General features: G+C 61.3%; 18 protein-coding genes. 6 read left to right on the forward strand and 12 right to left on the reverse strand.

Annotated elements, in window-relative coordinates:
* Positions 1-8 precede the first annotated feature (8 nt).
* The 5 genes from addA to tsaE are packed head-to-tail and all read right to left on the reverse strand — an operon-like array spanning position 9 to position 8,818.
* Positions 9-3,518, reverse strand: coding sequence for a double-strand break repair helicase AddA (gene addA, locus K1X12_RS12390; RefSeq protein ID WP_220987882.1), 3,510 nt, complete (start codon positions 3,516-3,518; stop codon positions 9-11).
* Positions 3,511-6,567 (reverse strand): double-strand break repair protein AddB, encoded by a 3,057-nt coding sequence (gene addB / locus K1X12_RS12395; RefSeq protein ID WP_220987883.1) that lies wholly within the window; start codon positions 6,565-6,567, stop codon positions 3,511-3,513. The genes addA and addB overlap by 8 nt, the downstream gene beginning before the upstream one ends.
* Positions 6,557-7,282 (reverse strand): nucleotidyltransferase family protein, encoded by a 726-nt coding sequence (locus K1X12_RS12400; RefSeq protein WP_220987884.1) that lies wholly within the window; start codon positions 7,280-7,282, stop codon positions 6,557-6,559. Before K1X12_RS12400 ends, addB begins: the two co-directional genes overlap by 11 nt.
* Positions 7,279-8,379: an aminoglycoside phosphotransferase family protein gene (locus K1X12_RS12405; RefSeq protein WP_220987885.1), complete on the reverse strand. Its 1,101-nt coding sequence runs from the start codon at positions 8,377-8,379 to the stop codon at positions 7,279-7,281. The genes K1X12_RS12400 and K1X12_RS12405 overlap by 4 nt, the downstream gene beginning before the upstream one ends.
* Entirely contained in the window at positions 8,363-8,818 is a 456-nt protein-coding gene (tsaE, locus tag K1X12_RS12410) for a tRNA (adenosine(37)-N6)-threonylcarbamoyltransferase complex ATPase subunit type 1 TsaE (protein WP_220987886.1), read from the reverse strand. The genes K1X12_RS12405 and tsaE overlap by 17 nt, the downstream gene beginning before the upstream one ends.
* 157 nt (positions 8,819-8,975) lie before the next feature.
* Between tsaE and K1X12_RS12415 the strand changes: the two genes are divergently transcribed.
* The 3 genes from K1X12_RS12415 to K1X12_RS12425 all read left to right on the forward strand — a co-directional run bounded on the left by K1X12_RS12415 (position 8,976) and on the right by K1X12_RS12425 (position 11,496).
* Positions 8,976-10,220: an NAD(P)/FAD-dependent oxidoreductase gene (locus K1X12_RS12415; protein ID WP_220987887.1), complete on the forward strand. Its 1,245-nt coding sequence runs from the start codon at positions 8,976-8,978 to the stop codon at positions 10,218-10,220.
* A gap of 17 nt (positions 10,221-10,237) precedes the next feature.
* Positions 10,238-10,558, forward strand: coding sequence for a 2Fe-2S iron-sulfur cluster-binding protein (locus K1X12_RS12420; RefSeq protein ID WP_220987888.1), 321 nt, complete (start codon positions 10,238-10,240; stop codon positions 10,556-10,558).
* Between the two features lie 152 nt (positions 10,559-10,710).
* Entirely contained in the window at positions 10,711-11,496 is a 786-nt protein-coding gene (locus K1X12_RS12425; RefSeq protein WP_220987889.1) for a thioesterase family protein, read from the forward strand.
* A gap of 77 nt (positions 11,497-11,573) precedes the next feature.
* On the opposite strand, the gene K1X12_RS12430 is transcribed toward K1X12_RS12425, so the two are convergent.
* The 6 genes from K1X12_RS12430 to K1X12_RS12455 form a co-directional block, all read right to left on the reverse strand.
* Positions 11,574-11,981 carry a F0F1 ATP synthase subunit epsilon gene (locus tag K1X12_RS12430; protein WP_220987890.1) on the reverse strand — a complete coding sequence of 136 codons (408 nt, stop codon included), beginning with the start codon at positions 11,979-11,981 and terminating at the stop codon, positions 11,574-11,576.
* A gap of 13 nt (positions 11,982-11,994) precedes the next feature.
* Positions 11,995-13,422 (reverse strand): F0F1 ATP synthase subunit beta, encoded by a 1,428-nt coding sequence (gene atpD, locus K1X12_RS12435; RefSeq protein ID WP_220987891.1) that lies wholly within the window; start codon positions 13,420-13,422, stop codon positions 11,995-11,997.
* 46 nt (positions 13,423-13,468) lie between these two features.
* Positions 13,469-14,347: a F0F1 ATP synthase subunit gamma gene (locus K1X12_RS12440; protein ID WP_220987892.1), complete on the reverse strand. Its 879-nt coding sequence runs from the start codon at positions 14,345-14,347 to the stop codon at positions 13,469-13,471.
* Positions 14,348-14,383: 36 nt separating this feature from the next.
* A complete protein-coding gene (atpA, locus tag K1X12_RS12445; protein WP_220987893.1) occupies positions 14,384-15,919 on the reverse strand; it encodes a F0F1 ATP synthase subunit alpha in 1,536 nt (511 codons plus the stop codon).
* 8 nt (positions 15,920-15,927) lie between these two features.
* A complete protein-coding gene (gene atpH, locus K1X12_RS12450; protein ID WP_225907968.1) occupies positions 15,928-16,488 on the reverse strand; it encodes an ATP synthase F1 subunit delta in 561 nt (186 codons plus the stop codon).
* 189 nt (positions 16,489-16,677) lie between these two features.
* Positions 16,678-18,876, reverse strand: a complete 2,199-nt coding sequence (locus K1X12_RS12455; RefSeq protein ID WP_220987894.1) for a primosomal protein N' — start codon at positions 18,874-18,876, stop codon at positions 16,678-16,680.
* Between the two features lie 103 nt (positions 18,877-18,979).
* Here K1X12_RS12455 and K1X12_RS12460 point away from each other — a divergent pair, with 103 nt between their 5' ends.
* The 3 genes from K1X12_RS12460 to K1X12_RS12470 all read left to right on the forward strand — a co-directional run bounded on the left by K1X12_RS12460 (position 18,980) and on the right by K1X12_RS12470 (position 22,208).
* Positions 18,980-19,771, forward strand: coding sequence for a TSUP family transporter (locus tag K1X12_RS12460; RefSeq protein ID WP_220987895.1), 792 nt, complete (start codon positions 18,980-18,982; stop codon positions 19,769-19,771).
* A gap of 76 nt (positions 19,772-19,847) precedes the next feature.
* Positions 19,848-20,828, forward strand: coding sequence for an AAA family ATPase (locus tag K1X12_RS12465; protein ID WP_225907969.1), 981 nt, complete (start codon positions 19,848-19,850; stop codon positions 20,826-20,828).
* A gap of 9 nt (positions 20,829-20,837) precedes the next feature.
* Positions 20,838-22,208, forward strand: a complete 1,371-nt coding sequence (locus K1X12_RS12470) for a vWA domain-containing protein (protein ID WP_220987897.1) — start codon at positions 20,838-20,840, stop codon at positions 22,206-22,208.
* Between the two features lie 10 nt (positions 22,209-22,218).
* Here the strand turns inward: K1X12_RS12470 and K1X12_RS12475 are convergent, their stop codons facing one another.
* Positions 22,219-23,301, reverse strand: a complete 1,083-nt coding sequence (locus K1X12_RS12475) for a site-specific DNA-methyltransferase (RefSeq protein ID WP_220987898.1) — start codon at positions 23,299-23,301, stop codon at positions 22,219-22,221.
* Between the last annotated feature and the right edge of the window lie 193 nt (positions 23,302-23,494).

Here is a 23,494-nt window from a genome sequence, read left to right on the forward strand (position 1 = left end):
AGGCCGAGTCAAACCATCCCACGCGCACTTGTGAGAACATCTAACAACTGGCGCTCCGGCAGGCGCATCAATCTAGGCCCGTCCGTCCAACATAGCGTGGCGATCACCTCCCGGTCGGGAAAAGCTGTTCTCAGCACCGCCCAATAGGCCGCCATCTGCGCGATGTAGGTTTCGGCAACATTTTTGGGATCATCCGGCGCAGGTTGGTCCGTCTTGAAATCAATCACCAACACGCGTTCTGACGTCACGACCAAACGGTCCACCCGGCCATTTATGACCGTTCCGGGAGGCAACAGATCCGATTTCCCGATAATTGCGGCCTCCGCGCGCCCGCCGGGTAAAAACAGCTCCTGCAGGGCCTCATCCCGCATCACGCCCAGGGCAGCGGCTTTCATCTCTGCGCGCTGCGCTTCGGTCAGCTCTGCATCTTTGTTCAAATAGGTTTCAGCGGCGGCTTCCCGGCGTTCAGCGGGCAACTCCGGCAAGTATTGAAGCAAAGCGTGGATAGCGCGCCCACGCTTAAGCCGGGCTTCTCTGGCAGCGTCGAAGGGTGCCACAACCCTGGTCTTGGGACCAAGCAGACTCGTCGGTGCGGAGAGTTTTCGGCCGGCAGGATCAACGGGCGCGGTCGTCAGTGCCCAGCCAGGAAGCGCTGCTCCGGCTGAACCGCTGTCAAGGATGCCCGCCGACTTAGCTGTTAGAACGTTCCCGAAACGCCGGATGCCATCCAGCTCCACGTGCTCCAGCGCCGCCATTGCGCTGTCGCACAAAGCATACCACGAATCCTTGTCGTAGCCGGTTTTTCCTTCTCCAACCGGCCCTTGCCAATGCCCCGCGATGATCAGGCGGTCCTGCGCGCGCGTGAGCGCGACGTAGAGCAACCGGCGATGCTCTTCCCTGGCCTTTGCCTCTGAAAGCGCACGCGCTTTTGCCGAGACGTCCGCATCCGTATCCTTGCGCGGAGACCACACGACAGCATTCGCGCTTTCCAGAACCGATGGTGCTCCTGTCTTCGGCTTGAAAGTCGTGTCCGGCAGGATGACTACCGGCGCCTGAAGCCCCTTTGCTCCGTGCACAGTCATTACGCGCACTTCACGCCCAGCGTCAGCCAAGTCTCGTTTAATTTCCACGGACTCCGATTCAATCGCGGCAACAAATGCCTGAATGGAGGATGGAGCAGCGCTGTCCTGGCTGATCGATCGCGAGAGCAAAGCCTCAATCGGATCTCGCGCAGGCGTGCCGAGGCGCGCATTCAGCATTTCCCATCCGGTAGATCCGCATTCTCCGACACGGTCGAGCACATGGCTGAGGAATTCGTAGGGTGGCAGATGAGCTCGGTCCAGAAGCCCCTGAAGGAAGCGTGCAGCACGCTGAACATCCGGATCGTTGCCCTGCTGAACACGAGACCAAAGACTCTCTTCCCTGCGCCGATTTGAACCTAGCGGGAAGAGGTACCGGTCGTCGTCCACAAGACCACAGAATGGACCGCGCAGTATCTCTGCAACCGTCAGATCCCGAAGATCCAGATTGGCGAAACGCATGAGATTGAGACAATCCTGAACGCCTATAAAATCTGTGAGGATCAACCGGTCAGCGCCCGCCACGGGCAGCCCTTTTTCCTTCAATGCTGAGATGAGAGAGTCAAAAAGGCCGCCTTGCCGCTTGCTAACAAGAATAAGTACGTCTTCCGGCCGCATTGGGCGCGCGTTCTTGCCTTCCCAGACTGCTTCCCCCGTATCGATCATTCGGCGAATGCCTTCAGCGATCGAGTTTGCCAAACGCGCCTTCGGAGAAGTGGATCTCACCACGTCTACGGGGCGCTCCCAGGCATCCGCGTCTTCGTCGGCACCTTTAGGATCAACGGGCCACATTTCCACCATGCCGGGTTGATCCCAGCGACGCGCCGTATGCAGCGTGTTGTCGGCCGTAAGCGGCGGAGTATCGCCGGAGGCTACTTCAATTGGCGGCGCCAGGTTCCAGACCGAGTCCACAAACTTCAAGACTTCCGGCCCAGAGCGAAATGACATCAGCATTTCGACGCCTGCCGATCCTGGCATTCTTTCTTCGAGACGCCTTGTCTCGGTCAGCAAACGCTGTGGCTCCGCGCCTTGAAACGAGTAAATCGACTGCTTTTCATCACCGACGATGAAGATCGTTCTTGGGTCTTGCGAATAGTCGCGCCCCTCACCCACGCCGAATTCATTCGTCAGGGCCCGAATAAGGTCCCATTGGTCCGGACTGGTGTCCTGCGCCTCATCCAGAAGAATATGCGAGATGCTTCCATCGAGCTTGTAAAGCACCCAGCTCGACATGCCGTCTGCTTCCAGCAATGCCCGTGTCTTCTGGATCAAATCGTCAAAGTCGAGGGCGCCCCGGCGTTGTTTTTCATCGCGGTATGCTTCGAGCGCCGGAAGCCCAACCCGAAGCAATGCAGCCGTGCGCGCAAATGCACTCGCGCGCTTCAAGGTTTCGACAAGCGCGCGAATACGCCGGGTCTCGCGGCCATCGGCATCCTTGATCTCAAAATATTCCTTTAACGCAGGGCAAAGCTGGCCAGGCGTCTTGGTGTAAGGGTTTTGCTTCCGGAACTCGCCAGCGCTTGTAAGAAAGAAGGAGGAATACGCGCTCCAGGCCGCTTCCGGTGTTTCGGCCGCCAGAACCTTCGTCAAGACGTCTGCCCTACCCTGATCAGTCGCCGTACCTTGTCGTAAAGCATCCCGCGCTTCCCGGATTACGTCTCGCGGCAGCTGCGCGCCCATCGCTGTTTCAAGAAGTTGGTCGGGCGACTCCGCTGGAGCGGCCAAATCAACCCGCAAGGCATCCAGCATAGCGTCGATTTGGAATGCGAACCTCTCGGCAAAGCGCATGACTGCGGCGCTGGAGGACCTTAATGCGTCCAGCGCGCTGGACGCGCCTTCATTCATCGCTTCCCGCGCAAGCAGCGCTATATCTTCCGGCGTATTCTCGAACCCATGAAGTATGGCGCTCTCTTTTGCGGTTTGCCACAACGCCCGCGCATCGCGCTCTTCCATCTCGGCAAAGCCAGGCACGACGCCGGCTTCAAGAGGAAACCGGCGCAGAATGCGGGCGCAGAATGCGTGGATGGTCTCAATTCTGAGGCCACCGGGCGTCTCCAGCGCGCGCGCAAACAATCTCCGGGCGTCTCGAAGATCGTCCCGAGTATAGCTATCAGGCTCCCGCCCTTCGAGCTTTGCCAGTGCCTCCCTCAAGCTATCGTCTTCTTTGACGGCCCAATCGCCCAGCGTCTTGAACAAGCGCGTAAGCATTTCGTTCGCCGCGGCCCGCGTATACGTTATGCAGAGGATTGAGTCTGGCTCCGCCCCCGGACGGCCATCCGGCCTCCGAAGCAGCAGACGCGCAACCCGATCAATCAGAACCTTGGTTTTTCCAGACCCGGCATTGGCAGTTGCGTATGCCGAAACGTTTGGATTTGCCGCATCCGCCTGCGCGGCGATGGCTGCGCGGAAGGCTTGTTCATGCGCCGGGGCGTCACTCATCTCCGCCATCCCCACCTGATGCGTCCCGATTCCATTCCGCCCGGCGCGCAAGCAGGTTGTAGCCATAGTCATACTTCACGAACTGCACGCGCGGTGCAGACGCAAACACAGCGTCCGGAGATCGATACGCCGCGACCAGCCTCGCATAGCCGTCCCGGGCTGCCGCAATCATCTCCTCGAGCGAAAGCGGACTGTTCTTTCCTTCTCCGACCCGTCGCGCATCAGGCTTCCCGCGGACAGCAACGTATTCGAGCGCTTCAACCGGCGCAGGCGCAACATTCTCAAATCCACCATTCATTGCGATTACCGCCTGAAGCGGCATTTGCTGGTCAAACCCCGCTGCGATTGATTTATCCGTAGGCGGCATTCCAGTTTTGAAGTCGACGATCACAAGACCGCCGGTCGCCGTCCGCTCAATCCTGTCCGCAGTTGCCGATAGCGTGAAGGCCGTTCCTGCAATCTCCGTTGCGTACTGTCCTCGCACCTCACGCGCCACCTTGCCGGTGATGTCGCGCCCCCTGCGCCATTCGAGATACCAGGCGACCACATCCTCCCAAATTGCGAGGCGCCCCGCCCACGAAGCTTCAGGCTCGCCCGTCCTCTTCAGCTCTTCGCGCAACAGAGCGAGAAGCGTCTCTGAATTCTTCGCAACACCCTCCGCCTCAAACGCATCCAATGCCGCGTGAATCGCTGTCCCGCGCAAATTCGCCGCGAGCGGCGCTCCGAGAACATCAACCTCTTTGAGCCCCAGAACAGACTCCGCCCAAAGAGAATATGGATCTCGCTGAAGCCGGTCTACGCGCGTCACTGAAAGCCTGCGCGGCCAGTCTTCCGGGGCCCTCTTCTTTGGTCGCGGCTCAGCAGAAAAGCCGGGCGGCAGTCTTCCGATCCCGCGCGCCTGAATAGCAGAAACCCAATCTGGAAGGTCGCCGGCCTCCCCCTTCAAAAGCTCGCCTGTGCGTTCACCGAAGGCGCCTTCGGCCAGCGTTCTCAAGCGCCACACCCAACGGGACGCAACCGCCGGGCTATCATCGCGCCGCGCGGCATAAAGCATGACGACATGCGGCGCGGCCGCGAGTTGAGCAAAGTCGTGCGCCGACAATCCCATTCGTTCTTCAGGGTCATTCAGGCCGAGTGGCGCCCGGAACCTTCGCGGAAGGAACGCATCGGCAGGTGGCTTTTCCGGCCACACATCCTCGTTCAGGCCGGCAAGAATTACTGTGTCTGCCGATTGCAAGCGCGCTTCGAGCGGCCCCCAGATAGACAGCCTTGGGTGTTCAGGTTCGCTTGTCTGCACCGGCAACTTGGAGGCTTCAGCATCCACAAGATCCGCGAATGCCTGAGGGGTCATCTCTCCGAGATAAGGCCCAAGCTCCGCCAACCGCTGAAGAAGATTGGATGCCCCGGCTCCGTCTTCCCCCGCCCAAGGCATCGGTGTCTCGCTGATTGCCCCAGCAAGATCAGCGATACTCTTAGCAGCTGCATCTGCCGTAACGAATTTCGCAACCGTGAAATCAGCCTGCGAAATCTCGAACGCCTCAATGAGTTGGCGAACAGATTGGATAGCCTGATCCTGTTCCGCGCGCGTAAAGGCCGAACGGGGCTCCAACTGATCGCGCATATCGATACTGGCCGCCAATTCATCCAGATTGCCCCAGCGGCGCGGCCCACGAAGGAAATAGAGGTCGAGTATCCGCGCATCCATCCGGCGGCGGACGAACGGGTGCTTCAGGATGGACGCCAGCACGGCCGGTTCGCCGGGGTCTGCTGCCCACCTTGCGCAAAGACCGATCAGGCTCCCGGCCGCAGTCCGACCAAGGGGCACAGGCGCGGAGGGCGGGACATTGACACCCCACCGGCCAAGCAGCGCGGAAACGCGGCGCGCGAGACCTGCATCAGGCGTAACCAGCGCCGCCGTCTTGCCAGGCTCATCCAGCGTCCCTCTCATCAGCAAAGCCGCCGCTTCTGCCTCGGCGGCCTCGTTTGGCAGCTCGGTTACACTGAGCCCTTTTAGGCCTGCCCGCACGAACTCCTGAATGGGCTGCCCGCTTTCCTCAGACAGCCCTTCAAGAGTGGCCCGCCAGTCCGCAGTGTCTTCAGCCGGCGCAAGTGCCTCGTGGATCAATCGCACTCTCGCTCGCGCGGCTGCATCGTCGACTACACCAGGCCAGGACGCGACATCCTGCACCGGCCAATCAAGCGCATTGAGAGTCCGAATAAGAGTGTTCTGCGGATGGCCAGGCGCTTTCAGAACAGCAGCCCACTGCTTTTCTGAGAGCCCGGTATCAAGCCCGGGCAGCACAATGAGCCCCTGAGGCATATTTAGAACAGCCCGCATGAGGATACGGCCCGGCGGCGTCGCACCGGTTGATCCGGCAATTATCACCGGCCCTTTGGGCGGCACGTCCCGCCAGTGTTCCGCCAGCGACCGCGCGGCTCTCAACCGCTCCTTATACGGATCTGAAGCGCCAAGTTCATCCAGTCGCTGCGGCCAGTATTGGGTAATGATTTTCAGGAACTCAGCGGAGCGCGACCAGTGCGCCGCCAAGTCCGCCTGCAGCCCCAGAGCGTCCAGCTTGCTCCAGTCGACCGCTTCGCTCATGGCAGCTTGCTCGAGCAGACGGCTTAGCTCTCGCGCGGACGCCAAAGCGCTCGCGGGAGGCAGATCTACGCCCATTGCGCGCTGATAGAACTGCCGGACAAGGCTCGTGATCTCCCCCAGTTGTCGCGCAGAGGATAGAGGCGGCGCAATGCCGGACAATGCCTGCTCAGCTATTGGTGGCGGTTCGCCGCTATCCAGATCGCCTAGCGCCCGGATGTCTGGTGGCAAAATCGTTTGCTCTCCGGCCGCATCGTAAAGCGCCAAAGAGAGCGCTCGCGCCGATCGGCGATTGGGAACATAGATGATTGCGTCCGCGAGCGCATCGGGCCTTCCAGCCAGGCCCGTTTCAAGGGCAAGCGCACGCGCCAGTTCCCTCACAAAGGCCGTTCCCGGCGCAATCGTTCGGATGCGCGGGGCATCCGGCCCGAATAGCGCCTCAGCCGCCATGACACAGCACCCACATTTCCGCATCTTTCAGCGCCTGCGGATCGCCAACATGAAGCCAGAAAGCGTCCAGCGCCAATCCCTTGATGCGCCCTTGCGGGATAAGTTTGTCCCAGATTTTCACGGCCGAGAAGCGCTCAACGGCCATTCCATCATACACCTGAGGCTTCATGATGCGGACGCCGGCATACGCCCATGGCGCGGTGTCCGCGTCGCCTCGCCGGCGCAACTGTCCGTCCGTCGCCATGAAGAAGTCTCCGGGACCATCAAATCCCAAAGCTTTCCCGGTATCGGCCACCAGCAAACGTTCATCCTCCGCTGCCGGATCGAAAGCCGCCGCCAGCGCCACCAGTGGCGCCGCGTCTTCCGGGAACCAGAATGCATCCGTATTCAGCACAAAGATCGGATCATCCCCCAAAAGGCCGCGCGCCTTTGCCAGCCCGCCACCCGTTTCAAGCACTTCCCCCCGCTCATCGGAGACAACGACCTCAAATCCCTCCAGCGCCTCCAGATATGTTTCAATCTGATCCGCGAGATAATGAACATTGACAACCAGCCGTTTTACGCCCGCCGTCCGCAACGGACCGATCACACGATCAATGAGTTTACGCCCGCGCACTTCAATGAGTGGCTTTGGACAAGCGTTCGTAAGCGGCCGCATACGTGTTCCCAAACCAGCGGCAAGCACCATTGCGGTATGCGGAATTGGAACGCTCATGCCTTTGCCTCAAACACGAAGGGAGTTTGTTCTGCCACGAAGGCGCGCATGCCAGCGAGAGACGGATGCTGAAGGTTCCCGGCAAGGATGGACAGTTGTCGGGGCTGGAACTGGCCATAGCGCGGCTTTCCGTCCCTGTGCTGAAGACGTGAGAATACGCCGGCAATGCGCAGCGCATTCAGCGCGCCAATAACCGCAAGGCGCTCATCGAATGCCGTGCGCGACTGTCCCGTCCTGTCTAGGAATGTCTTGATTGCGGCTTCAGATGCTTCGGTGCTCACAAAGCGCCGCGCATCCTGCGTGAGCATTGCCATATCCCATGCGTCCCACCCGCGCACAGCGTCCTGAAAATCAAGCAACCCCACTTTTCCGCCGGGCAACCAAAGCAGGTTTTCAGCGTGATAGTCCCGCAGCGTCAATGTTCGTGGAAAAGAAAGCGCCTTCCCGATAAGCGCGTCCCGCTCTTCTTCCCAGCGCGCCCGTCCGGCGCCGTTCAACGCTGGCGCGCCTCGTTCAGCAGGCAGCCAGTCCGCATAGAGATCAGCATTTGCGCCAAGCGCCACCGCATCAAAATCCAGGAGCGGCCAGACGGCCTGCCCCTGCACGAGCACGCCCGGCACTGGCGCTTTATGCAGTTCGGCAAGCGTCTCTGCCGCGGCGCGATAAAGAACACGCTCATCGGCCTCGCCGCGCTCAATCACACGGGCAAATTCGAGCCCTTCGCCAAAATCTTCGATCAGCGCAAAGCCGTGGGCGGCATCAAAGGCGTAAACTTCCGGAGCGTGCAGCCCTAGTCCGCGCAAATGTTGCGAGATGAGGGCAAATGCCTCGACGCGCGAAGCAGCCAGTCGCGTCATCGCATTCCAGCCCATGCGCGCCCGCGTTTGCGGGTCTGCCTCTGGCGGGCAAGGGTCGCTTTCGACGCGCGGCGCATCCATGAGCAGCGCTTTGGCGCCATCTTCCCGGGTCAGCCGGAAATACCGGCGCGTGGATGCGTCCTGATTGAGCGGATTTAGGTGGGCGCGGTCCCATCCATCGCCAATGCTGGCGAGGAAACGACCGATCTCTTGCGCGCGCGAGTCAGAGGCTGAGTCCATGTAGCCGTTCCTGCCAGCCTTCGCCCTTCGGTTCCAGCCTTAGCCGGCGGTGATCTCCGGTTATTTCAAGGAATACATCCAGCCGCGTTGCCGGCAGGTGGCGTCCCGCGCGATCCGGCCACTCAACCAACGCCACTCCATCGATCGTCTCATCCCAACCGAGCTCAACAACGCCCTCCGGGTCGTCCAGACGATAGAGATCATAGTGCCAGACAGGGAAGTCCGGCCCCTCATAGACCTGTACAAGCGTATAAGTTGGGCTTGTGACTTCATCGCCGCTTCCCAGTATGGCCTGCACCAGCCCTCGCGACAGCGTGGTTTTCCCTGCTCCGAGATCACCGTGCAGCGCCACGAAGTCGCCTGCCCGCAGCAATCCCGCCAACGCCTGCCCCATGCGGAGCGTATCTGCCTCAGCGGCAAGTTCAAAAGTCTGGCCCATACCCCTTCCTAGCCTTGCTCTGCCCTTGCGCAAGCCAGCTTTAATCGCAGTATAACATGGAGTGATCCAGCTTGCGGCGCTTGCGGGGAACGCTACAACAGCATAGAACCTTTCAAAAGATGACGCTTGCGTCACGAAATTGACTTCAGGGGGCGTCGTGGACCTTTCGGGCGCAGAAAAGATCGTTATTGCGGGCGCCGGTCAGGCCGCCGCACAAGCTGCGCAGTCGCTTCGTCAGGGCGGATACGCGGGCGAACTCATCATTGTCGGCGAAGAGCCTGCCCTGCCTTACCAGCGCCCGCCGCTCTCCAAAGCCTACATGAAAGGCGAAATGGATGAGGAGCGCCTCTATTTCAAACCCGCCGCCTGGTATCAGGACAACAAGATCGAAGTCCTTCTCGGCACCACTGCCACAAGAATTGATCGGGCCGCCCGGCAACTTCACCTGCAACACGGTGCCGTTCTGGACTATGATGCGCTGATCCTTGCGACTGGTTCCCGCCCCCGCGCGCTACCCTGCAAAGGCGCTGACCTGGCGAACGTTCATGACCTGCGCACCCTGGCCGATGTCGAGCGCATCCGGCCGCAGATGGTTTCTGGCCGCCGCATTGTCATCATCGGCGCTGGCTATATCGGGCTGGAAGCTGCTGCTGTCGCGCGTACGATGGGCCTCGACGTTACGGTGCTTGAGATGGCGCCCCGCGTCCTTGCGCGCGTAACTAGCCCGGTGATGAGCGAGTTCTTCACGACCGAGCATACAGCCAAAGGCGTCAAGATCCTCACGAATACGGCGCTCTCCCACCTTGAAGGCCAGGACGGCGCCGTCAGCGCAGCAGTTCTGGCCGATGGTAGCAGCCTGCCCGCGGATCTCATTCTGGCGGGTATCGGCATTCTCCCGAACGAAGAACTCGCCAAGGACGCCGGCATCGCCTGTTCCAATGGCATCCTGACGGACCGCGACGGCCGCACCTCGGATCCACATGTGTTCGCCGCGGGCGATTGCGCCAGCCGGCCACTGGTCCATTACGGTCGCGCAGGCCGCCTTGAGAGCGTTCACAACGCCATTGAGCAAGGCAAGCTCGTCGCCGCCGCAATCCTCGGCGCGCCTCGTCCGGCAGAAGATTGCCCTTGGTTCTGGTCGGACCAGTATGATCTGAAGCTCCAGATCGCCGGCCTCAGCACCGGATACGACACAATCGCCCTGCGCGGAGATCCCGGCGAGCGTAAGTTTGCTGCCTTCTACCTGCGCAACGGTACCCTGATCGCCGTCGACGCTGTGAATAGCCCACCAGAGTTCCTGGCGTCGAAGAAGATGATCATGACAGGCGCGAGGATCGCACCTGAAATGCTCAGCGATACTTCAATTTCAATGAAAGAGATCGCCGCAAAAGCCGCGGCCTGAAGGAGACGGAAACACACATGGCAAAGATCACCTATGTTTCGCATGACGGCACCGAACGCACGGTAGAAGCGAAGAACGGCGAATCTGTAATGGAAGCAGCGATCAAGAATTCCATTCCCGGGATTGATGCCGATTGCGGCGGCGCCTGCGCCTGCGCGACCTGCCATGTCTATGTCGACGATGCCTTCATGGACAAAGTCGGCACACAGGAAGAAATGGAAAAGTCGATGCTCGACTTTGCAGAGAACGTGAAAGCGAACTCCCGCCTCTCCTGCCAGATCAAGATCAGCGATGCGCTCGACGGTCTGCGCGTCACCACGCCAGAAAGCCAGCACTAATTCCTGATGCCTTTGCGGGCTGCCCACGCCCCGGCCACAAGCCGGGGCGTTTTCATTTTGACGCCACGTGACCGCTTGGTTCTCTTTCGGAACTGGATAGCATCCAGCCAAGGTCCGCCCCACACCCTCTACCGTCCTCCCGGAGTCTCGCCATGAACTACACAGACCTGATCGCTGCGCTTGAGAGCGCCGAAGGCGACGCCTGCAGCGTAGATGTGCCAGAGACCTGGATGCAGGGGCGCACGGCCTATGGTGGCCTGACAGCCGCGCTCTGCCTTGAAACGGCGCGCCGGCTGGTGCCCGATCTTCCAGTGCGCTCAGCTCAGGTTGCCTTTGTTGGGCCGGTCAATGGCACCGTTACCTGCAGGCCCGAAATCCTCCGGCGCGGCAAGAACACAGTTTTCGTGTCGGTACGCATGACAGGCGCAGACGGCGTCCTGGCTGAATGCATCATGACGTTCGGCGCAGCCCGCCAATCCAGCTTGAGTTTCGCGCTTCTTCCTGCGCCGGAAGTGCCTGACATCAACAATGTGCCGCCCTACTTCAAGAACCATCAGGGGCCTGCCTTCGCGCAGAACTTCGACATGCTGATCGCTGGCGGCTCACCACCGCTCTCAGGCGCTGAAAAGGCCGATGTGTCGCTCTGGATGCGCCACAAGGACCCCGCCACGCCGCTTGATGCGGTCTCCCTGCTGGCCCTTGCAGACGCCCCGCCTCCGGCTGCGATGTCCATGTTCACCCAGCCGGGCCGCATCAGCTCAATGACCTGGATGGCCGAGTTCCTGACAGAAGACATTCACACCGAAGACCGCTGGTTCCTCGCGCGCCACACGGCGCAAACTGCGTTCAACGGATATTCGAGCCAGGAAATGCTCCTGTGGAACTCCAAGCGCGAGCCGATCATGGTCGGCCGTCAAACCATCGCCCTGTTCGTCTGAATTCCAACGACGCACGGCCAAAAGAAAAGCCCCGGCTCACTCAAGAGCCGGGGCTTTTCTTTGAATATCCGTCCAGATCAGCTCGCCAGAGCGGCGCGCAGACCTTCCAGATAGACCATCTGATGATCAAGCACGATGCGCTTGGTGTCATCCTTGTCGAGCTCGAGCAGTTTCAGCTTCACAGCTTCAATCTCGGCATCCACATCAGCAGCAGACACGTCAGACAGGCTGCGGGCCTCTTCTGCAAGGATGGTCAGGCCGGCCGGAGTAACGTCCGCAAAACCGCCGCGCACATAGAAGCGCTTCGACACGGTGTCGCCTTCCAGAACCCGGACAACACCATTCTTCAGCGTCGTCATGAACGGCGCATGGTTCACCAGCACGCCGAACTCACCTTCCGTGCCCGGAGCGATCACATGATCGACCGCGCCCGAGAAAAGTTCCCGGGCCGGTGACACCAGCGAGAAGTGCAGCTTGTCAGCCATCAGTTCCTAATCCTCAGGCAGCTTCCGCCATCAGCTTCGCGGCTTTGGCTTTCGCTTCGTCGATGTTGCCGACCATGTAGAAAGCCGGCTCCGGCAGGTGGTCGAACTCGCCGCTGATCAGGCCTTTGAAGCCCTTGATCGTGTCTTCGAGTTTCACCTGAACGCCCGGCGAACCGGTGAAGACCTGAGCAACGTCGAACGGCTGCGACAGGAAGCGCTCAACCTTACGGGCGCGAGCAACGGTGAGTTTGTCGTCTTCCGAAAGCTCGTCCATGCCGAGGATGGCGATGATGTCCTGCAGTTCCTTGTATTTCTGAAGGATCTGCTGAACGCCACGGGCCACTTCGTAGTGCTCTTCGCCGACAACCATCGGGTCAAGAATACGCGAGGTGGAGTCGAGCGGGTCCACAGCCGGGTAGATACCTTTTTCAGCGATCGAGCGCGAAAGAACCGTGGTCGCGTCAAGGTGAGCGAACGAGGTTGCAGGCGCCGGGTCGGTAAGGTCGTCAGCCGGAACGTAGACGGCCTGAACCGAGGTGATCGAGCCCTTGTTGGTCGACGTGATGCGCTCTTGCAGGGCGCCCATATCGGTGGCCAGCGTCGGCTGGTAGCCCACGGCCGAAGGAATACGGCCGAGCAGAGCGGACACTTCCGAACCTGCCTGGGTGAAGCGGAAGATGTTGTCGACGAAGAACAGCACGTCCTTGCCTTCCACATCGCGGAAGTATTCAGCTTGCGTCAGGCCAGTCAGAGCAACGCGGGCACGGGCGCCCGGAGGCTCGTTCATCTGGCCGTAAACCAGCGACATGCGGCTTTCGCCTTCGAGGTTGATAACGTTCGACTCGATCATCTCGTGATAGAGGTCGTTACCTTCACGCGTCCGCTCACCCACGCCTGCGAACACCGAGTAACCGCCGAACAGTTTGGCGATGTTGTTCACGAGTTCCATGATGAGAACAGTCTTGCCCACGCCGGCGCCGCCGAAGAGGCCGATCTTACCGCCTTTGGCGTAGGGGCAGAGAAGGTCGATAACCTTGATACCGGTCACGAGGACTTCGGCTTCGGTCGACTGGTCGACGAATTCCGGAGCCGGTGCGTGGATCGGCTGGTAAATTTCTGCGTTCACCGGGCCGCGCTCGTCGATCGGCTCGCCGATGACGTTCATGATGCGGCCCAGGGTGGCGGGGCCAACCGGAACCACGATCGGCTTGCCCGAGTCAGCAACCGGCTGGCCACGGACGAGACCTTCGGTCGAGTCCATGGCGATGGTGCGGACGGTGTTCTCGCCGAGGTGCTGAGCAACTTCCAGAACCAGGCGGTTGCCGTTGTTTTCGGTTTCGAGCGCGTTGAGGATCGGCGGCAGTTCGCCGTCGAACTCAACGTCGACGACGGCGCCGATGACCTGAGATACGCGGCCTTTGGCGTTTGCGGAAGTGGTCATGCTAGGCGTCTCCTTGGGAGATGAAGTATTCTGGTCGGTAGGCGTCTTAGAGGGCTTCAGCACCGGAGATGATCTCGATCAGCTCCTTGGTAATCTGAGCCTGGCGAGCCCGGTTGTATTTGAGGTTCAGGGACTTGATGAGGTCCTTGGCGTTGCGTGTCGCGTTGTCCATTGCCGTCATCCGGCTGGCCTGCTCACCCGCCGAGCTCTCCAGCATTGCCGAGAGGATCTGCGTGTTGATGTAACGCGGCAGCAGAGCTTCGAGGATCGCCTCTTCAGACGGCTCATAGCGATACTGAGCGCCACCCAGATCGATCGTCGCTGCGCCTTCCGGAGCTTTCGCCGGAATAAGCTGCTGCGCCGTCGGCACCTGGGCCAGGACGTTCTTGAAATGCGAGTAGATCAGCGTCGCCACGTCAAACTCGCCATTCTCGAAGCCCTGGGTCAGCATCTGGCCAACCGAAAGCGCCGGATCGGCGAAGTTGTTGCCTTTCACATCAGCCAGGCTGATGTGCGACGTGAACAGGCCGCCGAACTCGCGTGCCAGAACTTCACGGCCCTTCTTGCCGATGGTGACGACCTTAACGGTCTTCCCTTCGGACTGGAGCTGCATGATTTTCTGGCGGGCCAGTTTTGCCACATAGGCGTTGAAGCCGCCGGCGAGGCCGCGCTCTGCGGTCATGACTACGATCAGATGCGTCTGGTCGTTGCCATTGCCGGTGAGCAGTTTCGGGCCACCCTGGCCGGTCGTCGCGGCGAGGTTTGCGAGAACCGATGCCAGGCGCTCCGCATAGGGACGCGCAGCCGTCGCGGCGTCTTGCGCACGCTTCAGCTTCGCGGCAGCCACAAGCTGCATCGCCTTGGTGATCTTCTGCGTGGATTTCACGCTTCCGATCCGGTTCTTAAGGTCCTTCAAGCTGGGCATGTCAGGCCTTTACCGTCCTTCGTCCACTCAAACCGATCAGGCGAACTTCGCAGTGAAGTCGTCGAGAGCTTTTTTGAGCTCTTCTTCGATTTCGCTGGTCAGTTCTTTCTTCTCACGGAGTTTCGCGAGGAGGTCTTTCTTGGCGCCGCGCATATGGAGAAGCAGTTCCTTCTCGTAGCGGGTCACATCTTTCAGGGCGATCTTGTCGAGATAGCCACGCGTACCTGCGTAGATCACGACAACCTGCTCTTCCATCAACAGCGGCGAGTATTGCGGCTGTTTCAGGAGTTCCGTCAGGCGGGCACCGCGGTTCAGCAGGCGCTGGGTCGCCGCGTCGAGGTCCGAGCCGAACTTGGCGAAGGCGGCCATCTCGCGATACTGGGCGAGTTCACCCTTCATCGAGCCGGCGACTTTCTTCATCGCTTTCGTCTGAGCGGCCGAGCCCACCCGGGACACCGACAGACCGACGTTAACAGCCGGGCGGATACCCGAGTTGAACAGGTCGGTTTCGAGGAAGATCTGGCCGTCGGTGATCGAGATCACGTTGGTCGGGATGTAGGCCGACACGTCGTTTGCCTGGGTTTCGATAACCGGCAGAGCGGTCAGGGAGCCAGCGCCGTTGTCGTCGTTCAGCTTCGCAGCGCGCTCGAGGAGGCGCGAGTGGAGGTAGAATACGTCGCCCGGATAAGCTTCGCGGCCCGGCGGACGGCGCAGGAGCAGCGACATCTGGCGGTAAGCAACAGCCTGTTTGGAAAGGTCATCATAGATGATGAGGGCGTGCATGCCGTTGTCGCGGAACCACTCACCCATGGCGCAGCCGGTGAACGGCGCGAGGTACTGGAGCGGAGCCGGCTCGGAAGCCGTAGCGGAGACAACGATCGTGTAGTCCAGGGCGCCGCGCTCTTCGAGCACCTTGACAACCTGAGCAACCGTCGAACGCTTCTGACCGATAGCCACGTAGACGCAGAACAGCTTGTCTTTGTCGGACTTCGCAGCGTCGTTGGTCGGCTTCTGGTTCAGGATGGTGTCGATGCAGATTGCGGTCTTGCCGGTCTGACGGTCACCGATGATCAGCTCGCGCTGGCCGCGGCCAACCGGGATCATGCCGTCGATGGCCTTGATGCCCGTCATCATCGGCTCGTGAACCGATTTACGCGGAATGATGCCCGGCGCTTTCACGTCAACGCGCGAACGCGCCGCAACGTCTTTCAGCGGGCCTTTGCCGTCGATCGGTTCGCCCAGCGGGTTCACAACGCGGCCGAGAAGGCCCTTGCCAACCGGAGCAGACACGATCTCGCTGGTGCGCTTGACGGTGTCCCCTTCTTTGATGCCACGGTCGTCGCCGAAGATAACCACACCGACGTTGTCGCTCTCGAGGTTCAGGGCCATGCCCTTGATGCCGCCGTCGAACTCAACGAGTTCACCAGCCTGCACGCTGTCGAGACCATACACGCGGGCGATACCGTCACCGACGGAAAGCACCTGGCCGACGTCCGAGACTTCAGCTTCAACGCCGAAATTCTCGATCTGGGACTTCAGGATGCCCGAAATTTCTGCAGGTGAAATGTCCATCGAGCTTCTTATGCTCCCTTCATCACGGTGTTCATGCGTTCAAGTTTCTTGGCGACACTCGCATCCACGAGCTTTGAGCCCAGACGCAACTGGATACCGCCAATGAGCGAGGGATCGACCTCGCTGGTGAGTTCAACATCGCCGCCAACGACTTTGGCCAGCAGCGATTCGATCCGGGCTTTTTCAGCGCCGGTCATTTCTTTTGCGGTGCGGACAACGGCGCGCTGAACGCCGCGCTGCTTCGCATAAAGTTGGTCGAAGGCAACTTCGGCGCCCAGGATATCACGGGCGCGGCCATTCGAAGACATGACGCCAAGGAATTTTCCGAAGAGGGCCGAGTAACCAGCCTTCTGGGCCACAGCGCCGAGCGCCGCGACTTTCGCTTCACGCGCAAATGCTGGCGAATCCAGCAGTTTCCGAAGGTCTGCCGACGACTTCACGAGCGCGGCAAAAGCTCCAAAATCCTGGTGGATAGCAGCCAGTTCGCCCTTTTCCTGAGCCAGTTCGAACAGGGCGCGGGCGTAGCGCTTAGCTGTTTCGCTTGTCTGTATCACATTCGCGGCAGGCAAGGTCTTGAGATCCGTCTCAGTTAGGGGGCGGAAATGCCCTAATAATGTGGCGGGTGGCGCTCGCTAAACGGGCACCCCCCCAAGGCTGTGCGGCGCTTATCATTAGAAAATGACGCTGACAACAGGGCCACGGTGCGCAGTCATGCGGCGAAATGGCCGCGAAGGAACTCCGCCGCGGCGGAAACCAATTCAAAGGAACGAATATGGGTCGATGTCGACCGAAATTCGCACCTGCGACGGCAGCTTCAGTCGCGCGGTCCAAGCGGTCATATATGCCGAAAGATCCACGGTTCTGGGGCTTTTGACAAGGAAACGCCGCCTGTGACGCCCGCGCAGGACCGTGATCGGCGCCGGGGCCGGACCGTAGATCTCGACGCCCTCGCCATTGGGCGCGGCGGCAGCAATCTCCAGCGCGGTTTTATCCACAAGTTCTGCTGATGGCGCTGACAGGATCATCGCCGCGAGCCGGCCAAATGGCGGCAAAATAAGCTCTGATCGAACATCCCGCTCGATCTGGAGGAATCCATCGCGGTCATTGGCGGCCAGCGCCTCCATGGCCGGATTGTCGGGCGCATAGGTCTGCACCAGCGCCCTGCCCGGCCGTTCGGCCCGGCCTGCACGGCCCGCAACCTGGCTCAGCAGCTGATAGGTGCGCTCGCCGGCGCGCAGGTCACCGCCCTTCAGGCCGCTATCGGCGTCGACCACGCCCACCAGCGTCAGGTTCGGGAAGTTGTGCCCCTTGGCGACGATCTGAGTGCCGATCAGCACGTCGATCTCGCCGGTCGCCATACGATCCACCAGACCGCGCGTCTCTTCCCCGCCCTGGGCTGTATCTGACGAGAAAATCTCGATCCGTGCATTTGGCAGCAGAACGCGGGCCTCTTCAGCCACGCGTTCGACACCGGGGCCAACCCCCATGAGCGAATCAGCGGCGCCGCAGCTGGGGCAATGGGTGGGCTTGGGAATGGAATAGCCGGTGACGTGGCAGACCAGACGGCCTGTATAGCGGTGCTCGGTCAGCCAGTTCTCGGTGCCGGGCGTTTTCAGCCTTTCGCCGCAGGCCTTGCAGATCACGAGGGGCGCGTAGCCCCGGCGGTTGAGGAAGAGGAGTGACTGCTCGCCATTGGCGAGTGTCTCGATCAGCGCCCGCTCCAACACCGGGGAGAGCCACTTGCCCTTCTCTGGCGGGGCTTTTTTCAGGTCGACCAGCTCCACATCCGGCAGGCGCGAAGCACCGGGACGGGCGGCGAGGCGCAGGCGCGTATAGCGGCCAAGTTCGGCGTTTACTGTAGTTTCCAGTGCAGGAGTCGCCGAGGCGAGAATCACCTGGCCGCCCTCGAGTTTGGACCGCATCACCGCCAGATCGCGGGCGTGGTAGGTGACGCCGTCTTCCTGTTTGAAGCTGGTATCGTGTTCTTCGTCGACGATCAGGAGGCGCAGCTTGCGATATGGCAGGAACAGGGCCGAGCGGGCGCCGATGACGATGCGGGCGCGGCCATGGACAACTTCGCGCCAGGTGCGGCGGCGGTCCTTGGGGCTCATGCCGGAATGCCAGGGCGCAGGCGGGGCACCAAAGCGGGCTTCAAAGCGGGCGAGAATGGCTTGCGTCAGCGCAATTTCCGGCAACAGAACAAGGACTTGCGCCGCCGGATCGGAGCGGAGCATTTCGGCGATGGCCTCAAAATAGACCTCCGTCTTGCCCGAGCCGGTGACACCATCGAGCAGGAAAGCGGCGTAGCCGCCCTGTTGGATAGACGCGCGCAATTCGTCTGCTGCTTCGGCCTGCTCGGCCGTCAGCGTGGCGCCCGGAAGGTCCGGATCGGGGATCGGGAATGGCAGATCGATCTCGATTTCCACAGGCTCCAGCGCGCCTGCCTCGGCCATGCCACGGACGACCCCGGACGAGACCTCTGCGGCCAAAGCGATGTCAGACGCAGACAAAAGAAGGTCATTCAGCGACACTTTGGGACACTTTGGGTCACTTCTGAACGCATCCAGCACCTTCTGGCGCGCGGGCGTCATCCGTTCGGGCAGTTTGCCGGTCAGCCGGTAGCGGACCTCGACCGGCGAGGGCAGCAACCCGTCGCGCGCCCGGAGCGCCATCGAGAGGACCTGCCCGGGATGGGTGACGGTGTACCTGGCGACCCAGGCCAGGAACTCGCGCATGGGCGCGCCCATCGGCGGGACATCATAGACGGCGGTGACGGCCTTGAGCTTGCGCCCGGTGGCGACCTCATCGCCCAGCACATCGACCACCATGCCCAACCGGTCATACGGGCCGACCGGCGCGGCGACATAGGCGCCGGGCGCAAGCGTCATCCCCTCCGGAACCGAATAGTCGAACGGTTCGGGCAGAGGCAGGGTGAAGAGGATTCGCGCAACGGCCATGGCCCCGGCTTATCCCGTTGGCCCGGAGCCGTCATCCCGTCTGCACACCGCAGGCAAGGACGATGCGCTGGATAAGTGACGGCAGGCAGTCTATGGCGCCGGAATGATTGACCTTGCGCCTGAGCTGATCGCATTTTTGCTGGCCGCCGCCGTGGCAGCCGGCTTCATCGACGCCATTGCCGGGGGCGGCGGGCTGATCACCCTGCCGGCGCTGCTGGCCGCAGGCGTCAACCCGGTTTCGGCCCTGGGCACCAACAAGGTGCAGAGCAGTTTCGGAACGGCGATGGCGACCTGGAGCTACTGGAAAGCCGGGCGCATCAACTTCACCCTGCTGCGCTGGCCGCTTGTCGCCACCTTCGCTGGCGCGGGCCTTGGCACATCGGCGGTGATGGTGATCGACAGCAGCTGGCTGATGATCGTACTGCCCGGCCTTCTGATCGCCATTGCGATGTATTTTCTGTTCGGCCCGAAGGCGAGCGACGAGGACGCGCAGGCCCGGATGACGCCGGTGACCTACAGCCTGATTGCCGGCGCGATCGGATTTTATGACGGCTTCTTCGGCCCCGGAACGGGCTCCTTCTTTGCGCTGAGCCTTGTGACGCTGATGGGCATGGGCCTGACGCGGGCGACGGCGCACACCAAGGCACTGAACCTTGCCAGCAATGCCGTCTCGGTCGCGGTGTTCGCGCTGGGCGGGCAGGTTTTGTGGGCACTCGGACTGACCATGGCAGCCGGGCAGGTTCTGGGTGGGTGGCTCGGCTCCAAGGCGGCGATGCGGTTTGGCCCGCGCCTGATCCGGCCCCTGCTGGTGATCATCTGCCTGGCGATGGTGGCGCGGCTGCTGGTTGACCCGGAGAACCCGTTGCGCATCTGGCTGGCGGCCCTGCTGGGTTGAGCCGGGCTGCCTTACCCTAGCGTGAGCGCTTGCCAGCCTTCACCCCGCCCCCTACCCCTTTAGCATGGCGAAAGACATGACATCCGGCTACGAGCCGCTGACCTCAATCGAAGCGATCACTGCCGGTCTTGGCGAGGTCGGTTATATCTCCACCGCGCAGATTTCGACCGCTGTTTTCCTGGCCCATGGCCTGCGCAAGCCTATCCTGATCGAAGGCCCGGCCGGCGTCGGCAAGACCGACCTTGCCGCCTCGCTCGGCCGGTGGCTGGACCTGCCGATCATCCGCCTGCAGTGCTATGAGGGCCTCGATGAGGGCAAGGCGCTGTACGAATGGAAGTATGGCAAGCAGCTGCTCTACACGCAGATCCTCAAGGAGAAGCTGAACGAGCTGATTGGCGAGGCAGACAGCCTTGGTAAATCGCTGGGCAAGCTGGCCGACTTCGAAGACCTGTTCTTCTCGCCGCAATTCCTGGAAGCGCGCCCCCTGCTGAACGCCATGCAGCAGGACAAGGGCTCCATCCTGCTGATCGACGAGATCGACAAGTCGGATGAAGCGTTTGAAGCCTTCCTGCTGGAAGTGCTGTCGGATTATCAGGTTTCGGTTCCGGAGATCGGGACGATCCGGGCGAAGGTTCCGCCCATCGTAATCCTCACCTCAAACAATGTGCGCGAACTCGGCGACGCGCTGAAGCGGCGCTGCCTGCACCTGCATATCGGCTTTCCCGACCATGTTCGTGAACAGAAGATCGTGCGGGCGCGCGTGGACGGCATTTCAGACAGCCTTCTTTCGCAGCTTGTCCGGTTCGTTCAATCGGTTCGCGAGGCGGACATCAAGAAACGGCCTTCGATCGCCGAGACCGTGGACTGGGCCCGCACGCTGCTCTTGCTGCACGCCAGTAGCCTGGACGAGCAATTCGTGAGGGATACGCTGAACGTCCTGCTGAAGCACGAAACCGACATTGCCGCGATTGCGCCGCAAGTGCCCAAGATGGTGCGCGAGGCGGTGGGCACGGATACCGGCGGGCGGATGTCTTCGGGCTATCCGGACCTCGGCTAAGGAGCTGGCATGGAGCGCCAGATCTCCAACTTCATCCGGGCACTGAGATCGGCTGATGTGAAGGTCTCTACCGGAGAAGCGCTGGACGCTGCCCGAACGGTGGCGATGATCGGCTATGGCGACCGTACGCTGCTTAAGGATTCACTGGCCTGCGTGCTGGCGAAATCGGAAGCCGAGAAGGACATTCACGACAAGCTGTTCGACCTTTACTTCGCGCGCAGCAACAAACGCAGCGAGGCAGCCAGAGACGACAGCGAAGACGGCGAGACCGAGGGCCAGGCCAGCGCGGGCGGAGAGCCGGGCGAACAAGGCGACGCCGTGGAGCAGATGGTTTCCCTGACGCAGGAAGGCAATGAGGAAGCGCTGGCGACCGCCGTGGAGCGCGCCGCAGAAGCGGCCGGCCTCAATGACATCCGCTTTTCAACGCAGGTGGCTTATTACGCGCAGCAGATGCTGCGTGCGATGGGCGGGGAAAAACTGCAGGACCGCTTATTGCAGGCCCTGCAGAACTCCGGCGCGCAGGCCGACACTGAAGCCCAGCGCCTGATCGATGCGCGCCGCGCGCTGACGATGGCCGCGCGCGAACGGGCCGAGCGGGCCTTTGAAGTGTTCGGCGCGGGCGAGACGGAAAAGTTCCGCGATGATGTGGCCGCGACCAAACGCCTGACCGCTCTGGAAGCGCATGACATGGCGCGCATGAAACTGTTGATTGCCAAAGTGGCCAAACGGCTGGCCGTGAAGCATTCGCGGCGGCGGAAGCGGACGACGCGCGGCCTGCTGGACGTGCGCAAGACAATGCGGGCCAATGCCGGCTATGACGGCGTGCCGTTCAATGTGATCTGGCGGCAGAAGAAGCGCGACAGGCCGAAGATCGTGGCGATTTGCGACGTATCCGGATCAGTTGCCGCTTATGTGCGCTTCCTGTTGCTGTTGCTTTATTCGCTGAAAGAAGTGATCCCTGACCTGCACGCCTATGCCTTCTCCTACCGGCTTGGCGATGTGAGCGACACGCTGGAGAACAATGAGTTCGACGGAGCGATGAAGAAGATCCTGCGGGAATTCGGCCTCGGCTCGACCAGCTATGGACAGGCGTTTTCAGACTTCTCGATGAACCATGAAACGGTGATCGACCGGCGCTCGACCGTCATCGTTCTTGGCGATGGACGGTCGAATTATGGCGACCCGCGACTGGACCTGTTCAGCGGCTTTGCAGGACGCGCCAAGCAGGTGATCTGGCTGAATCCGGAAGGGCCTGCCCTGTGGGGCACGGGCGACAGCGTGATCCCGCGCTACGCGCCTTACTGCAAGCAGATGAGCCATGTGGCCACGCTCAAGGATCTTGAGCGGGCCATTGACGAAATCCTGACCAGTTATTCGTGAACGGAGGGGCTCAGGCGAGCCCCATCTCCTCACGATACCGGCGGCGCAGGAGATCGATCGGCGCAAGATCGCGCTTGTCAGTCTCGTAATGCCAATAGGTCCAGCCATTGCAGGCAGGCGCCTGTTGCACATGCGCGCCGAGACGGTGGATGGAGCCGGTGACTGCGCCGGTCGTCAGTGAGCCATCAATCCGGATGCGGGCCTGGTGGCGGCGCTGGGGCGAGAAAAGACGATCACCCGGCTTCAGCCAGCCCGTTTCGATGAGGGCGCCGAATGGGACGCGGGCAAGAGACTTCTTGCTGCGCTCTGTTTCCAGAATGTCTTCTTCCAACGGCGTGATCGCCTTGATGCGGGCGCGCGAGAGACGGGCATAGCCTTCTTCCCGCTCGATACCGATGAAATCGCGGCCAAGGCGTCTGGCCGTCGCCGCCGTTGTCCCGGTGCCGGAGAACGGGTCGAGGACGAGATCGCCCGGATGGGTGGTGGCCAGCAGCACGCGGCTCAGCAGCGCTTCGGGCTTCTGCGTCGGGTGGGCCTTGCGGCCGCCCTCATCCTTCAGACGCTCGCCGCCCGTGCACAGCGGGATGGTCCAGTCGGACCGCATCTGCTTGTCTTCATTGAAGACTTTCAGGGCATCATAATTGAACGTGACGCGGCTATCCTTCGACTTGCCGGCCCAGATCAGCGTTTCGTGGGCATTCTGGAAGCGCGTGCCCTTGAAATTCGGCATCGGATTGGACTTCAGCCAGATCACGTCATTCTGAATCCAGAAGCCCTGATCCTGCAGGATGCTCCCGACACGGAAGATGTTGTGATAAGAGCCGATGACCCAGATGGCGCCATCATCCTTCAGGACGCGGCGGCACTCCTCAAGCCACTGATGCGTAAACAGATCGTATTCGTCGAACGAGCCGAACTTGTCCCATTCATCGTCCACGCCATCGACGACCGACTGGTCCGGACGGGTGAGCCCGCCGCCGAGCTGAAGGTTATAGGGCGGATCCGCGAAGACGAGATCGACGGACTTGTCCGGAATGCGGGACAGGACCTCGATGCAATCGCCCTGGATGATCGTATTACGTTGGATGGTCATGGATCGTTCGCCCCGCGACTCTACTGTGACTGTTGAGGGCGAAACTGAATCGCGTCGGTTACCAGCGCGTGTACGAAACCCTTCTGAAACCTTACCGGGGACATTTTCACGGTTAATGGCGAGGGTGGCGCCGCAGCCCTTGCCCACACGGCGCATTCGCCATTAGCAGTGAAGCCACAGGCGCCCGGAACCG

Source organism: Hyphomonas sediminis, assembly GCF_019679475.1.
Taxonomy (GTDB): domain Bacteria; phylum Pseudomonadota; class Alphaproteobacteria; order Caulobacterales; family Hyphomonadaceae; genus Hyphomonas; species Hyphomonas sediminis.